Raw genomic sequence first — 13,992 nt, forward strand, 5'->3', positions numbered from 1 at the left:
AAAAAAGGCGTCCGTTACGGACCGACCTAACCGCCCAGATAGACCTCCTGAATTTCCTCGTCGCCTTCGAACGACTCTGGATCACCCTCACGTTGGACCGTCCCGTTTTCGAGGAGGTAGATCCTGTCGGCGTGGTCCATCGCGAACGTCACGTTCTGTTCCGCCAATAGGATCGTGATCCCGCGGTCAAGGATCTCCTCAATGGTGTCGCTAATGTCGTCGATGATGACCGGTGCCAGACCAATCGTCGGCTCGTCGAGGATCAGCAGGTCCGGATCGCCCATCAGGGATCGACCAATCGCGAGCATTTGTTGTTCACCACCGCTCATCGTTCCCGCCTCCTGGTCGGTTCGCTCCTTGAGGGTCGGAAACAGGTCGTAGACGAAGTCAAGGCGGTCGTCCATTCCGTCTGCGTGCCTGTACGCGCCGAGTTCGAGGTTATCCTCGACCGACATGAACGGGAAGAGGTTCCGCGACTCGGTACAGTAAATGACGCCTTCGTTGACCAGTTCGGCGGTCTCACGCTCCCGTACTTCCGTCCCTCGGTAGGTCAACGACCCCCCGTAGTCAAGGAAGCCTGAGATTGTGTCGACGAGCGTCGACTTTCCGGCCCCGTTCGGTCCGATGACCGAAACGATCTCGTTTTCGTCGATGTGCAGATCCACGCCCCGGAGCGCCTTGATCTCTCCGTAGGAGACCGTCAGGTTCGACGCTTCGAGAATTCGATCAGTACTCCCATGTGACGTCGTGTCCCCGCTTACCGTTCGTTCTGAACTCATATGTTTGTATACACCGCTGTTGGGCGATCAGTGCTATAATGCTACCGGATATCACACCTATTATCGATACCCTTCAAACGTCTCATCGACCTCGGTGTCGGCTTCGACGGGTACGCCGGTGCTTTGTTCGAACAGCTTCACCACGCTACAGGCGTCTTCGCCACCGTGACCTTCAGCGCTTGCTTTCGTGAACAGTTGGTAGATCAACGAGGAGAGAACCATCGGCACTTCCTCATTCTCTGCGGTGTCCATCGCCAGTCCAATGTCCTTTTTCGCGTAGTCGACGGTGAATCCGGGCTCGAAGTTTCGGTTGAGGACTCGCGGGAACCGCTTTCGGAACTGGTTCGAAGCCCCGCCTGTGTTCGGAAGAATCTCGTTGAGAACCTCGGGTTCGACGCCCGCGGCGACGCCCATCGATGTGACCTCGAGCGACAGCAACAGGTTCCCCATCGAAATGACGTTGTTGAGCAGCTTTACGGTGTGTCCCGCGCCTGTCTCGCCGGCGTAGTAGACGTTGCGCCCGAGGGAGTCCAGGATCTCCTGTACGTACTCCCGGTCGTAGACGTCGCGGTTCCCGCCACATAGGATCACGAGTGTTCCGTCGAGGCAGTTCTCAGGCCCACCGCTGACCGGTGCGTCGATCAGGTCGATCGCCGGCGCCGATTCGGCTACCGTTCGTGTGGTGTTGGGATCGATCGTACTCATGTCGATCGCCGTCACGCCGTCACCCGCCCCGGCGGCGATCCCGTCGTCACCGAGGTACACGGTGTCGACCACGTCAGGGGTCGGCAGGCTCGTGATGACGACGTCGACCTCGTCCGCAAGTGCCGCTGCTGTTTCCGCGGGTACGAGACCGTCCGTTTCCAGGTCGGCGACCCGTTCATCACTGACGTCGAAGCCGTGGACATCCCACCCCGCGTCGAGGAAGTGCGTCGCGATGTTTCCACCCATCAGTCCGAGACCGACAACACCGATCGATGTGTCTGTCATTCTCTTCCAAAAGTCTGGAGCCGACTCTTAAATAAGTATCGTCCGTCGACGGAACCGCGGCAATTGGCGGTATCGCAGGTGACTGGTGGGGAATCAGGATCGTCCGTCTCGAGACGGCTATGCGTCGGGGTAGCTCCGATCAAGGATTTCGGTAACGTGTCCTCCCAGTACCGTCCCGTCGCCGACGCGGTTCCGAATTCGATCCATACTCTCGTAGCAGCCGCTGACGTCAACGTGCAACCCTGGAGCGATGTAGTCGAGGTCCGACGGCGTGATATCGACTTTGTTTCCGTGTCCGTCGAGCATGCTTGACGCGCTGGGATCGAGATTGTGCTTGCAGTAGGCTAGGTCCGAGATGATACAGACGGGTCCGTCGCTCGTCTCGACGACAATCGACTGCATTCCCGGCGTGTGCCCCGGCGTGTGGAGCAATTCGATCCCCTCGCGTAGCTGGTGGTCACCTTCGACGACCCGCGTCTCAACCTCATCCAGTACTTTGACGTGTTTGTCGAAGAACGTGCGTTCCATGATCGGCAAGGGATCTCGAGCGAACTCCAACTCACTGCGCTGGACGACGAACTCGGCGTCCGGAAACAGGTCGTTGTTCGAGGCGTGATCGTAGTGGAGGTGGGTGAGGACGACGTAGTCAACGTCGCCGGGTTCGAGGCCGCGTTTGGCGAGACCGTCCACGATCGGTTCGCGACCGCCGTTCCTGATTGTCCGCCCTCCGGCAATGGTCTCACCCGGCTCGTGTTGCTCAACGCCGGTATCGACGAATATCACCGTGTCGTCGTCCGGATCGTCCGCCGTGATCAGGAACGTAATCACCGGAATGGGAACGGGCAGCTCGTCGTCGTGGAGGTACGTCAGTCCGCCTTTCGTGATAGGCGATTCGATGACCCCGGACTTGATGGGGTGTACGGTGTACATGCGCTCAATTACCGTATTACGGATACAGTGATATAAACGTCTGGTCCGTTCTGTCGATGTATTCGCTCGGAGGCGTGGATTGGCAGCACTCGCTTTCGAATCAGGATCTGATTCACCGTCGTACTCCGCTCACGTTGCCGACGTCGGCCGTGCTACAGAACCACAATCATTATGCCGTTACACCGTGCGCTTACTCTGTATGTCGACATTCCCGAGCGAAGAGTGGTTCGAAGCGGCAGTAGACTGGCTTGCCAACGACGCTCAGTTCGATCGAACGAGCGTACACTTTGACGCGACGGTGCTGTTCGAGTTTGGCGACGACGGCTACGTCGTTGAATTAAGCGACGGGGAGATCGACGCGGTCCACACCGAACCGATGTTTGTCGGCTGGGACTTCGCGGTTCGTGCACCCGTCGACACGTGGGAAAACTTGCTGTCGGAGTCGCCACCGCCGTTCTACAACGATCTACGGAGCGTCTGGCTCCAGTACGACCTCGAGATCGAGGGCGATCTGAAACGTGCCATTCAGCACTGGCGGCCGCTCAAGCGGATGGTAACCGCCTTCGCGGAGGTGAGCCGATGAACACCGACAACTTCGAGCACGGCGAGCACGAAGAGGTCGCCGGGCGCTACGTCTGGATCAATCACGCTGATTCCGAGTTCCGAACGTACTACGAAGTCGCCGGAGACGGCGATGTTCCGCTCGTTTGTCTCCACACAGCTGGTGCCGATTCGCGGCAGTACCGACACCTGCTCAACGACGACGACATCCTCGAGGACTTCACTGTCTATGCGTTCGACATGCCGTGGCACGGCCGCTCCTATCCACCGACGGACAAGCGCTGGTGGGAGTCGACCTACCAGCTGACGACCGAGTTCTACGCTGGCTTCATCATGGAATTCGTCGAGACGCTCGACCTGGCCGATCCGGTCGTTATGGGCTGTTCGATGGGCGGCGAGATCGTCCTTGAACTGGCCATCAATCACGACGATCGGGTCCGCGCGATCATCGGTCTCGAGACGACGGAATACGTCCCCGCGAGCGAGACTGGCTACCTTGACAACGTGGTCGACTTCCTCGACCACCCTCAGGTAAACCAGGAAGTGTTTCGACCCGAATGGATCTACGGACTCCAGGCGCCCCAGAACCCCGAAGCCTGTAAGCGCGAGGCCTGGTGGATCTACAGTCAGGCGGGTCACGGCGTCTATGCCGGCGACATCTACTTCTACACTCGCGACTGGGATGCTCGTGACCGTCTCGATCAAATCGACACTGACGAGTGCGACGTCTACTTCCTCACGGGCGAGTACGACTTCTCTGGCCGGCCGGAAGACACCGAGCGCGTCGCCGAACAGATAGACGGCGCCTCCCTCGAAATCATGGACGAGATGGGGCACTTTCCACCCGTCGAGAATCCCGACGCCTTCAAGGAGTATCTGGAGCCGGTACTCGCGAAAATCCTCGAATCGGAGTAATCGATCGAATTGCGTCCACCTTCTTACGGTTGTACCGCGTCTACGATCGTCTGCGCGTCATCGAGTGTCGAGAGATCGGTCACGGTCTCGAGTAACCGTTGGCGTTTCTCTTCGGACAGTCGCGATTCGGTCAGGTCGTGGAATTTCGACTCCAAACGCTCCGCCGACAGGGGATTCTCCGGCGATCCGAGCGGGTAGTCGACCGCTTCCTCGAACCGATCGCCGTCGGCCGTCTCGACGACGACGCAGGTGGCACGCGTCTCCGGGTACCGTGCATCCATCTCAGGGTCTGCCGTCACCACGATTCGGTCTCGCAACGAGGCGAGATCGGCGTCGACGTCAGGATCGGAGAACGCCGATCGGTCGTCGGTACCGGTGAACAGGGCCGTCGTGACTGCGTGAGGCATGCTCATTTGGGCATCGAGTATTGTCTCGACGGCAGCTTTGTCGTGGCGCGCCGCAATTGCGTACGTGCCGACTTCGACGCGCTCAATCGCCCACGGCTCTAAGCCGGCATCTCGGATCGCGAGGCAGGCGTCGATCGCTGCGTGAAGATGTCGACAGCATGGATACGGTTTCTGGTATGTGCGGGTGATCTCGAAGGGGTCTCCGAGGGTTGCCAGCGGCGCCGGGTCGTATTCGTCGGCGAACGCGGCCGCGAAGCCGTCCTCCCCTTCGAGGATCGTCTCCGGCCCGTCGAAGCCTTCCGTTGCGAGCCTCGCTGCGGTGATTCCCGCCATGGCGGCCCGTCCTGGATGGAACCGCTTGGCCATCGAACCGTCGGTGAGAAACTCGAAGAGACCGCCGGCCTGGGTTCCTGCCAGTCCGAGCGCGTACGCGAAATCCCGTCGGTCGAGTTCGAGCAAACGGCCGGCGGCCGCGGCGGCCCCGAAACAACCGAGCGTCGCTGTCGCGTGGAAGTGTCGCTCCCGGTGGGACGGCTGTACTGCCATCCCCGTTTTGAGCATCGCCTCGTATCCCGCGACGACGGCGGCTGCGAGGTCGTCGCCCGTAACCTGTCCAGCGATCGGTAATACTGCGAGAGCGGCCGCAGGACGGCGGTGCCGGGGTGGGCTGAGGCCCCCCGGTGGCCGTCGTCGACTTCGAGTGCGTGCGCGGCCGTTCCGTTCGCGAGCGCCGCGAACTCGGGCGTCACCCGCTCGTTCGTCCCCAGAATCGCCGCTCCACCGTCTGGGCTGGCCGTCCGGACGTACGCTCGCATGCGCTCGCTTTCGGGCGTGTCGACGCCCGCTACGCAGGCACCGATCGTATCCACGATTGCCGTTTTGATCTCCGTTCGGACCGATTCAGGGATCTCGTCCCCGTCGAGCGAGGAACAAAAAGCTGCGAGACGGCGCGTCTCCTGTCCGGGTGTACTCACAGTCGTATCAGTCATTGATGTACGGTGCTTTCTCCTTGACGGTATAAAACTCTCCGCTGGAAGCGAGAGGAAAATCAGCGACCGGATTATCCCTGCGATCCGAGGTACGCGTTCTGGACTTCTTCGTTCTCTCTGATCTCTTCAGGCGTTCCTTCTGCGATCTTCGCCCCGAATCGAATGACGATCACCCGATCGACCAACGTGAGTAGCCCCCGCATGTTGTGGTCGATGACGACGAGAGTGTATCCTTCGTCCCGGAGTTCCGAAAACAGCTGAGAGAGCTCTGCGACCTCCGTACTGGTCAACCCTGCGAAGGGTTCGTCGATCAGAATCAGATCCGGATCGTTCGCCAACGCCCGCGCCAGTTCGAGGCGGATCATCTCGGCGTGGGGCAATTCGCTGGGCTCCTGGTCGATACGGTCGTTGAGTCCGACCCGCTCACAGAGTTCGATCGCTCGGTCTTGCGTCTGGCCTAACAGCCCGGAGACCGTGAACAGCTTGTCCGTCGACAGCGGCAGCATCACGTTCTCCAGAACGGTCCGATCGTTGAGCGGTCGAAACGACTGGAAGGTGCGGCTGATCCCCCGATTAACGATCTCGTGGGCTGGCAGGTCGGTGATGTTCTCGCCGTCGTACCAGACGGTTCCCTCCGTGGCCGGGAACATCTTCGTCACGCAGTTGAACGTCGTTGACTTCCCGGCTCCGTTGGGACCGATGAAGCCGAGGATTTCACCCTCTTCGACGTGGAACGAGAGGTCGCTGACTGCGACGAGCCCGCCGAACCGTTTGGTGAGGTTCTGCAACACGAGCAGCCCGTCCTCGGACGAGTAGCTCTCGGAATCGACTGCTGATTTGGTTTGAGACGTGTCTGATTTCATTTCTCACCACCTCTGTTGAACGCATCCTGGAATCCGTTACGCAACTTGTCCATGGACTGGCGCAGCGGCGAATCGTTCTCGTCCGACACGCTCTCTTCGTCTGCTCCGATGAGTTTCCGTCCGCGTTCGATCAACCATGGAATGAACCCTTGCGGCTGGTAGAACATGATTAGTACGGCCATCGAGTAGAAGAGGACAAGATCAATGTGAGAGATCGCGACGTCGGTCGTCGGGATCGTCGTCCCCACGTTCGCGAGTTGTTCGCGAAGCATGAAGAAGAAGATGCCGCCGCCAGCGGCACCGATGATTGTTCCCATGCCGCCGATGACCGTGGCTGTGATGATGTTGATGTTAACCGACAGCTCCAGTAACTGACCCGGCGTTGCGGATCCGACGTTGCTGTGTACCAACAGCGCTCCGGCGAGACCGCCTACCGTCCCGGAGAGCACGAACGAGTAGATTTTGTACTTCGCTGGGTTGATACCCGCGGCGACGACCGCGTCCTCGTCTTCGCGAATCGCGGTGAGGATTTCCCCAGTATCGGAACGGGTGATCGCGTAAAACAGCGCGAACATGGCGGCGAACAGGGCGAACGCGATGTAGTAGTTGACCATCGGCTCAGACGTGATGTTTTCTGTACCGGTGAGACCGACTTCGCCGCCGGTGAAGTCGCTGAAGTAGATGAATACCTGCAGCAAGATTAGCGGTGCTGCCATCGTCACGAGCGAGAGGTACGGTCCATGAACCCGCAGTGTCGGGATGCCGAGTAGCAGGCCGCCGAGAGTCGCGGCCACCATTCCGATTGGAATCGCCAGTACCGGATCGAGCCCGTAGTGAAGGTTCATAATTCCCGACGTGTATCCCCCGACCGCGAAGAAGAACGCATGGCCGAAACTGATCTCTCCGGTGTAACCGGACTGGAAGTCCCAGGTCATCGCGAACGTGGCGAGATACAGGGCACCGGTCATTCGTAACACCGTGATCGTATCGAAGACGAACGGCAGTAGTCCGATTACTACGAACAGTACCACGCCGATCTTTCGCCGGAGCGGCAAGGGAAATTCTGAAAGTCGGTGCATCATACTTGACGTCCTCGCTGTGTCGCTCATTATTCTTCCTCCATGATGAGTTCACGCCCGAACATTCCCTTCGGTTTGAACATGATCACAAGAACGAGGATGACCATCCCTCCCAATCCGTTGAGCCGCGGGCTGACGAAGGAGACCATCGCTGTCTCAACTCCACCAATTAGGTATGCGCCAATAATGCTGCCCTTGATCGATCCGAGACCACCGATGACGACGATGGCGAACGCGAGAATCAGTGGCGTAAGTCCCATGTTGTAGGTCGCCGTCTGGAACGAAGCGAGGAACACCCCCGCAACACCCGCAAGAACGCCTGCGAGAATCCAAACAGAGAGGAACATCCGCCCGCTGTTTATCCCCACGACGGCGGCACCCTTCGTGTCCATGCTCGTGGCAGTGATCGCCCTCCCGAGCTGAGTATACTTGATGAACACCATTAACCCGCCGATGATAACCCAGGAGAGGACGAATACGATGATCCGGTTGATCTGGACTCTCGCACCCAGAATCTCCGTCGTTCCGGGGATCAGCGCAGGTACGACTCGTGGTGAACTTCCGATCGAGATCAAAACGATGTGCTCGACGACGACCGCGAGAATGAGTGTCATCACCATGATTACGATCGGTTTCTTCTGAATCGGTCTGATCATCCCGAGGTATAATGCAGCGTTTACGACCCCTGGAACGGCCAGCCCGATCAATAATGCTACTGCTACCGGTACCCCCGACGCGTACGAGTAGTGTGCGGCGTACGCGCCGATCGTGATTGAGGCACCGTGAAACAGGTTGATCGCATTCCCAACGCCGAAGATCATCGTGAACCCGATTGCGATAAGCGCGTACAGTGCACTCAGCAGTAGCCAGTTTGCGATAACACTGATCATGGGCTTTTCACTCCTAGCATGGTATGCTAACACCTCTACCACTATATTAAACCTGCTGTTCGGTCCAGATCTTACGACCAAAAGTCGAGTAATGCCGCAGGTTACCGACCGGAACGTGACTCGACAAGCAATCGCAACTCTCCGTCTAAGATGAGATCGTCGTCCTGGTTGTGCACTTCCGATTTCAGAGTGACGATTCCCGTCCCCGCCTTGGGTTCGACGTTCGTGACTGTCAACTGCGGGAAGACAGTATCGCCGATGAACACTGGCTCATGAAACGTCGACTTCTGACTTAGGAAGGCGATCATCGACTCGTGCAGATGCGGGGAGAGATCGGTCGCTCCGACGACGGTAAGCGAAGTGATCAGCATTCCGTGGGCCACCCGACGTCCGAACTGCGTCTCGCTTGCGTACTCTTCGTCTATGTGGATTGGGTTGAAATCACCCGTCAATCCGGCAAAGTCCCGGAAGTGGGATTCGGAGATCGTTTGTGACGGCCCGTTCCAGACCGAGCCGATCTCGATGTCCTCAAGATACAGCTGTTCGCGCGTCATACTCCGACGTTGTCAACGAACGTTCTTAGTCGTTCGTGCGGGAAGATACATAGTGTCGCGGTTCACCGTCGAGGCTCACTGTGTATAGTTCCGGAGGCTGCCGTACAATTGCGGCCTGTGCGTCGTTTTGCGCGTCGAACGATCGACATATGCAGACCGACGCTACCCCCACAGTTTAGTAATCTACGCACCTTTTTCCAGTAATGGTGTTACCACAGCGCGCGTTCCTCGAGGAGAATGCGGACCTGCGGACCGATGAGACAGCGATCCGATCGGTCGACGCCGACGAAACGCTGAGCTATGGTGAGTTCGACGAGCAGGTCAACCGGTTGGCGAATGGCCTCCGAGAACGAGGACTGCGGCCGAGTGATCGCGTCGCGATGGCACTACACAACACCGTCGAGTTCCTGGTGACGATGTACGCCTGTCACAAACTCGGTCTCGTCGCAGTTCCGATCAACTATCGTCTCTCCGCTGGAGAGGTCCAAACTATCCTCGACGACGCCAACGTTGCAGCCGTAATCTACGACGCGGCGTTCGCCGACACCGTAGAGCCTGCCGCAAACGACTCGATTCGTGAGAGGGCGCCGATCAGGGTAGGTGGCTCCGGCGAGGCGGAATCCTACGAGACGGTCCTGGAATCGGGATCGACCGAGCGGCCGCCGCCGATCGATCAGGGGCCCGACGAGCCGACGTACCTCATTTACACCAGCGGGACGACCGGCCGCCCGAAGGGGGTCGTACACACGGTCTCGTCGGCCCGGGAGCGGACGCTCGCGGCGATCATCTCCTTCGACATCGATCCCGACAGCGTCGTTCTCTCCCAACTCCCGTACTTTCACGGCGGTGGCTTGGACGCGGCGCTCCGTTCGTCGTTGACGGTCGGCGCGGAGCTCGTTGTCTCCTCGGCGTACGCGGACCCCGATCTGTCGCTCGATACGATCGATCGCCATGGCGTGACTCACGTAGTCGGCATTCCGACGGTGAGCAGGCGAATGATCGAACAGGGAGACGTCGACGCGTACGACCTGTCGTCGATCGAGTGCTGGTACCACACCGGGGAAGTGATGCTCGAAGATCGGGCACGAGAGTTCCAGTCCGAACTCACCCCGAATGTGATCAATTCCTACGGCTCCTCGGAGGGCGGATTCATCACGGTCCTCCGTTCCGATGCGCTCACTGAGCAGGCCGGGACGGTTGGCAAGCCCACCCTCGGTACGCGGATTCGCGTCATTGACCTTGACGTTGACGGTCAAGCTGATCCCTCTCGGACCGTTCCGCGAGGCGAAGAGGGTGAGGTGATTATCGAGTCGGACCAGCTGTTCGACAAGTACTTCCAGAACGCCACTGCCACGAGCGAGGCGTTTCGCGAAGGGTGGTACTATACGAACGACCTGGGCTTCGTGAACGATGACGGCTACCTGAAGATCACTGGCCGTGTCGACGACGTCATCATCAGCGGCGGCGAACTGATCGCACCGGCGGAGGTCGAAGAGATTCTTGAGAGGCACCGAGCCGTCTACGAAGCGGTCGTCGTCGGCGAACGTGACGACGAGTGGGGGGAACGCGTCGCGGCCTTCGTTGACCCGGACGGCGACGTGACCGCGGACGAACTTGACGCCTTCTGCCGGGACGAGGCCGATCTCGCGGCCTACAAGCGGCCTCGATCGTACGAGTTTGTCGACGAGATCGAACACACCGAGAGCGGAAAGAAGTCCAGAAGTACTTACCGGAAGCATTGATTCGGGAGCACCTCCCGGGGAAGATCGAACGCCTACTCGTCTGAGTCCGTCCAGGGACCGGGGTCGGCTTCCTCGGCGGTGTCAGCGCTTTTCATCTCACCGTCCTCGAATGTGAACGGTGTGATGAGTTCGATGAGCGTCCCGTGAGCGGAACTGGGGTGGATGTACGTGTAGACGTTGTCGCGATCGGCCTCGGGATCGGATCGCCAGGGTCGATCGCCGACGGTCGTGAATCCGAGTTCAGAGAGGGTCGCGAACAGTTCGCCGAACTCGCTCTTCGGTGAGATCCAGAAACTGATGTGATGGAGTCCTTCGCCGAACTTCTGGATGTAGCTGCCAATCGCTCCGGAGCCGACCTCGCCCGGTTCCAGGAGTTCGATCTGCACGCCGTTTCCGGTTTCGAGATACGCGAAGCGCATCTCCTCGACGAGATTTCCGTCTTCGTCGTACTCATAGCCAGGATCGATGCGGTGGGACTCGGCGTCCTCACCAAGGAGTTTCCCGAACGTTTCGACGGCTTCGTCCAGATCACGGACAGCGATACCGACGTGATCCAGACCGGTGATCCGGTCCATGCGGTGGCAATTCGGTCAGACGGCTATAAGAATTGTGCCGGTCAACGGACCGAATCTACGGGTCGTCGAGTGATCCATCTTCACTGGTTGTCTGCCGTTCTCGTTTCCTGCGGACGAGGCGTGCCTTCCGCCGTACACCTGGGCGGCGTCAGGTCGGTTAGGGAGCCAGCTCAATCGGGTGTCAGATCGGCCGAGCGACGATTCGCGCTGGGGCACCATCGCCGCCCCTGATCTTCGATGGATACGCTCGGATCTCGATCCGTTCGCCAAGCAGTGGTTCGAGGTTCGTTAGGTGTTCAGCGATGAGGACATCGTTTTGTAGAAGGGGTTTGTGGATCGGGTATTCGTCCCAGTCGTCAGGCCGGATCGAGTAGGAGATGTCCGGACTGACCGTGTCGACACAAAGCATCCCCGCTTCCTTTTCGAGCAGCCAGTCGGCGACCTCGGGTGCGAGCCATGGGTAGGGATCGTAGTCGTCGTCGCCGTACTTGTGATACCAGCCAGTGTAGAGGACGACGGTGTCGCCCGCCTGAACCTCGCCCTCGGCGGCTTGCAACTCCTCGAGCTGGATTTCGCGGGCTTCGTCTTGTCGCACGTCGAGGACGACCCCCTCTCCGTGGAATCGTTCGATCGGTAATTCGTCGATCGTCCGTCCGTCTGGATCGAAGTGCAACGGCGCGTCAACGTGCGTGCCGACGTGGGTCGGCGCGCAGTAACACTGGACGTTGATACCGTCCTTCTTAACGTCGAACACCGTCTCGAATTCCGGTTCGGGGAGCATCGCCGAGTGGGGCATCTCGCCGTGAAACGGCTGTGTGAGATCGTACCACATACCAGGATAGAGGAAGGTCAGCGACATAAAAGTCGTCTATCCGGACCTGCCGACGGCGAACCAGGCCTGCGACGGTGCTGGTTAGTCCCACGAAGTTATGGTGTATGAGAGCGATTGTCGTACGAGTCCTCATGACACAGCGAGTTGCAGATCAGGTGAGCGAGTACTTCGAACGACGCGGCGTTGAGTACTACTTCGGGTACCACGGCGGATCGGTCTGGCCTCTCCTCGACGGCCTTCGCGACTGTTCGGCGGAGGGAATCCAGGTGAAACACGAAGCTCAGGCCGCGCACATGGCCGACGGCTACTTCCGCGTCTCCGGGAAGATCGCACCAGTGGTCGTCACGAAGGGACCCGGCGCGTTGAACGCCCTCCCGGGCGTCGCGAACCTCATACACGACTCAACCGCAACCGTTGTCGTCAGCGGCGGCGTGTCGACCCAGCACAAAGGAAAGCTGGCCTTCGAGGCGCTCGATTACCACAATCAGGAAGGATTGCTTGACGTGTATGAGGAGGTGACGAAGCGGACCTGGAACGGCTACCGGCCCGATACGGCAGTGGACTTCCTCGATCGGGCGTTCAAGACCGCCCTCGAGGGGCGGCCCGGTCCGACAGCTATCGTGCTTCCCTACGACGTCCAGAACACCGAGGTCGAGGTCAACGTGCCGGACCCCGCGGACTCCCGGGCCGACTCCCGTCCAGAGCCGGCAGCGGAGTCGCTCTCGAAGGCGGCCGACGTCCTCGCCGAGGCCGATCGGCCGCTCGCGATCGCGGGCGGCGGTGTCAGGCTCTCCGGCGGTACCAACGAGTTTATAGATCTCGTCGAGGCGTTCGAGATTCCGTTCGTGACCACCCACATGGGGAAGGGGGCGTTCCCCGAGGACCACGACCTCTGTCTTGGCCCGGTCGGCCGGTCCGGCTGGGAGTGTTCGCTCCAGGCGACGCGCGACACCGACGTCATCCTCGCGATCGGCTGCCGGTTCTCGGACGGGAACACGATGGGATACGAGAAGGGCGCGGTGTACAACGTCCCACCAACGAAGGTGATTCACGCGGATATCGACTCGAACGAAATCGGCAAAAGCGTCCCGGTTGAGGTCGGCATCGTCAGTGACGCCACCTCATTCGCGGAACAGTTCCGTGATCGACTCGCCGCCGACGGGGTCAAGACGGTCGGGACGGACGACTGGCGCGAACAAACGGCCACCTGGAAGGCCGATTGGGACGGCTGGGTCGCCGAGACGACGAGTCACGAGGGATCGCCAGTCCACCCCCACCGGCTGGTACACGACACGAAGGAGACGATGGCGGACGACGACCTTTTGTTCGTTGACGTCGGCGACGTGATCCAGTACGCTGAGCCGTTCGCCCGCGTCTACGAAGAAGACACGTACTTCTTCAACGGTGGAATGCTCCAAATGGGGTGGGGTGCAGGAGCGGTGCTCGGCGGAAAGCTCGCCGCGCCAGACCGTGAGGCAGTCTGTCTCGTCGGCGACGGCGCGCTTACACAGAATATGAGTGTGATCCCCCTCGCTGTCGAACACGACATCCCGGTAACGTGGGTACTTTTGAACAACTACGGCCCCAACATCGAGCGGAAGGGCCAGCGCAACATCTGGGGCGAGGCCCACGAATGGGGATCGTTCGGGAACGAGGACGATCTCTACAACCCGGACTGGGTCGCCTTCGCCGAGTCCTGCGGCGCAGCGGGGCGCCGGGTTGAACGCTCGGAGGAAGTCGCCAGCGCCGTCCGCGAGGGTCTCGACTCCGACGTGCCGTTCCTGGTTGACGCTGTGATCGACCGCGACGTCCCGACGTACTTCACGCCCGGTCTCGAGCACAACTATCCGACATCCTGGACGGAGTCGGCCGACTACCTGTGACCC

The 13,992-nt window shown here is 59.9% G+C and carries 14 protein-coding genes and 1 pseudogene; 4 read left to right on the forward strand and 11 right to left on the reverse strand.

Annotated features, from left to right (window positions below; genetic code table 11):
* Positions 1-26 precede the first annotated feature (26 nt).
* The 3 genes from AC6I65_RS12730 to AC6I65_RS12740 all read right to left on the reverse strand — a co-directional run bounded on the left by AC6I65_RS12730 (position 27) and on the right by AC6I65_RS12740 (position 2,699).
* A complete protein-coding gene (locus AC6I65_RS12730; RefSeq protein ID WP_497903255.1) occupies positions 27-779 on the reverse strand; it encodes an ABC transporter ATP-binding protein in 753 nt (250 codons plus the stop codon).
* 60 nt (positions 780-839) lie between these two features.
* Positions 840-1,769, reverse strand: a complete 930-nt coding sequence (locus AC6I65_RS12735) for an NAD(P)-dependent oxidoreductase (RefSeq protein ID WP_497903256.1) — start codon at positions 1,767-1,769, stop codon at positions 840-842.
* A 117-nt stretch (positions 1,770-1,886) separates the two neighbouring features.
* Entirely contained in the window at positions 1,887-2,699 is an 813-nt protein-coding gene (locus tag AC6I65_RS12740) for an N-acyl homoserine lactonase family protein (protein ID WP_497903257.1), read from the reverse strand.
* Between the two features lie 199 nt (positions 2,700-2,898).
* Here AC6I65_RS12740 and AC6I65_RS12745 point away from each other — a divergent pair, with 199 nt between their 5' ends.
* On the forward strand, positions 2,899-3,282 hold the full coding sequence (locus AC6I65_RS12745; RefSeq protein WP_497903258.1) for a hypothetical protein: 384 nt from the start codon (positions 2,899-2,901) through the stop codon (positions 3,280-3,282).
* On the forward strand, positions 3,279-4,175 hold the full coding sequence (locus AC6I65_RS12750; protein WP_497903259.1) for an alpha/beta fold hydrolase: 897 nt from the start codon (positions 3,279-3,281) through the stop codon (positions 4,173-4,175). The genes AC6I65_RS12745 and AC6I65_RS12750 overlap by 4 nt, the downstream gene beginning before the upstream one ends.
* A gap of 23 nt (positions 4,176-4,198) precedes the next feature.
* Here the strand turns inward: AC6I65_RS12750 and AC6I65_RS12755 are convergent, their stop codons facing one another.
* The 6 genes and pseudogenes from AC6I65_RS12755 to AC6I65_RS12780 all read right to left on the reverse strand — a co-directional run bounded on the left by AC6I65_RS12755 (position 4,199) and on the right by AC6I65_RS12780 (position 8,957).
* Positions 4,199-4,858, reverse strand: coding sequence for an MmgE/PrpD family protein (locus AC6I65_RS12755; protein ID WP_497903356.1), 660 nt, complete (start codon positions 4,856-4,858; stop codon positions 4,199-4,201).
* Positions 4,859-4,864: 6 nt separating this feature from the next.
* A pseudogene (locus AC6I65_RS12760) lies at positions 4,865-5,571 on the reverse strand (MmgE/PrpD family protein); the annotation flags it as partial.
* Between the two features lie 71 nt (positions 5,572-5,642).
* On the reverse strand, positions 5,643-6,434 hold the full coding sequence (locus AC6I65_RS12765) for an ABC transporter ATP-binding protein (RefSeq protein WP_497903260.1): 792 nt from the start codon (positions 6,432-6,434) through the stop codon (positions 5,643-5,645).
* On the reverse strand, positions 6,431-7,516 hold the full coding sequence (locus AC6I65_RS12770) for a branched-chain amino acid ABC transporter permease (protein WP_497903261.1): 1,086 nt from the start codon (positions 7,514-7,516) through the stop codon (positions 6,431-6,433). Before AC6I65_RS12770 ends, AC6I65_RS12765 begins: the two co-directional genes overlap by 4 nt.
* 26 nt (positions 7,517-7,542) lie before the next feature.
* Positions 7,543-8,403 (reverse strand): branched-chain amino acid ABC transporter permease, encoded by an 861-nt coding sequence (locus tag AC6I65_RS12775; RefSeq protein WP_497903262.1) that lies wholly within the window; start codon positions 8,401-8,403, stop codon positions 7,543-7,545.
* Between the two features lie 101 nt (positions 8,404-8,504).
* Positions 8,505-8,957: a MaoC family dehydratase gene (locus AC6I65_RS12780; RefSeq protein ID WP_497903263.1), complete on the reverse strand. Its 453-nt coding sequence runs from the start codon at positions 8,955-8,957 to the stop codon at positions 8,505-8,507.
* Between the two features lie 203 nt (positions 8,958-9,160).
* On the opposite strand from AC6I65_RS12780, the gene AC6I65_RS12785 reads away from it, so the two are divergent.
* Positions 9,161-10,699: a class I adenylate-forming enzyme family protein gene (locus AC6I65_RS12785; protein ID WP_497903264.1), complete on the forward strand. Its 1,539-nt coding sequence runs from the start codon at positions 9,161-9,163 to the stop codon at positions 10,697-10,699.
* A gap of 32 nt (positions 10,700-10,731) precedes the next feature.
* Here AC6I65_RS12785 and AC6I65_RS12790 read toward each other — a convergent pair whose 3' ends face one another.
* Both AC6I65_RS12790 and AC6I65_RS12795 read right to left on the reverse strand, forming a co-directional pair.
* Positions 10,732-11,274: a VOC family protein gene (locus AC6I65_RS12790; protein ID WP_497903265.1), complete on the reverse strand. Its 543-nt coding sequence runs from the start codon at positions 11,272-11,274 to the stop codon at positions 10,732-10,734.
* Between the two features lie 181 nt (positions 11,275-11,455).
* The gene (locus tag AC6I65_RS12795; RefSeq protein ID WP_497903266.1) at positions 11,456-12,106 is read right to left on the reverse strand and encodes a cyclase family protein; all 651 of its coding nucleotides are present in this window, start codon (positions 12,104-12,106) and stop codon (positions 11,456-11,458) included.
* Between the two features lie 131 nt (positions 12,107-12,237).
* Between AC6I65_RS12795 and AC6I65_RS12800 the strand changes: the two genes are divergently transcribed.
* A complete protein-coding gene (locus tag AC6I65_RS12800; protein ID WP_497903267.1) occupies positions 12,238-13,989 on the forward strand; it encodes a thiamine pyrophosphate-binding protein in 1,752 nt (583 codons plus the stop codon).
* Positions 13,990-13,992 lie beyond the last annotated feature (3 nt).

Source organism: Natronosalvus sp. KLKA75 (assembly GCF_059736265.1).

Excerpts from the sequence above, each read along its gene's own strand:
- AC6I65_RS12770 (WP_497903261.1), bottom strand. The coding sequence starts at position 7,516 with ATGATGCACCGACTTTCAGAATTTCCCTTGCCGCTCCGGCGAAAGATC.
- AC6I65_RS12775 (WP_497903262.1), bottom strand. The coding sequence starts at position 8,403 with ATGATCAGTGTTATCGCAAACTGGCTACTGCTGAGTGCACTGTACGCG.
- AC6I65_RS12800 (WP_497903267.1), top strand. The coding sequence starts at position 12,238 with ATGACACAGCGAGTTGCAGATCAGGTGAGCGAGTACTTCGAACGACGC.
- AC6I65_RS12780 (WP_497903263.1), bottom strand. The coding sequence starts at position 8,957 with ATGACGCGCGAACAGCTGTATCTTGAGGACATCGAGATCGGCTCGGTC.
- AC6I65_RS12785 (WP_497903264.1), top strand. The coding sequence starts at position 9,161 with ATGGTGTTACCACAGCGCGCGTTCCTCGAGGAGAATGCGGACCTGCGG.
- AC6I65_RS12765 (WP_497903260.1), bottom strand. The coding sequence starts at position 6,434 with ATGAAATCAGACACGTCTCAAACCAAATCAGCAGTCGATTCCGAGAGC.
- AC6I65_RS12740 (WP_497903257.1), bottom strand. The coding sequence starts at position 2,699 with ATGTACACCGTACACCCCATCAAGTCCGGGGTCATCGAATCGCCTATC.
- AC6I65_RS12790 (WP_497903265.1), bottom strand. The coding sequence starts at position 11,274 with ATGGACCGGATCACCGGTCTGGATCACGTCGGTATCGCTGTCCGTGAT.
- AC6I65_RS12745 (WP_497903258.1), top strand. The coding sequence starts at position 2,899 with ATGTCGACATTCCCGAGCGAAGAGTGGTTCGAAGCGGCAGTAGACTGG.
- AC6I65_RS12730 (WP_497903255.1), bottom strand. The coding sequence starts at position 779 with ATGAGTTCAGAACGAACGGTAAGCGGGGACACGACGTCACATGGGAGT.
- AC6I65_RS12750 (WP_497903259.1), top strand. The coding sequence starts at position 3,279 with ATGAACACCGACAACTTCGAGCACGGCGAGCACGAAGAGGTCGCCGGG.
- AC6I65_RS12735 (WP_497903256.1), bottom strand. The coding sequence starts at position 1,769 with ATGACAGACACATCGATCGGTGTTGTCGGTCTCGGACTGATGGGTGGA.
- AC6I65_RS12795 (WP_497903266.1), bottom strand. The coding sequence starts at position 12,106 with ATGTGGTACGATCTCACACAGCCGTTTCACGGCGAGATGCCCCACTCG.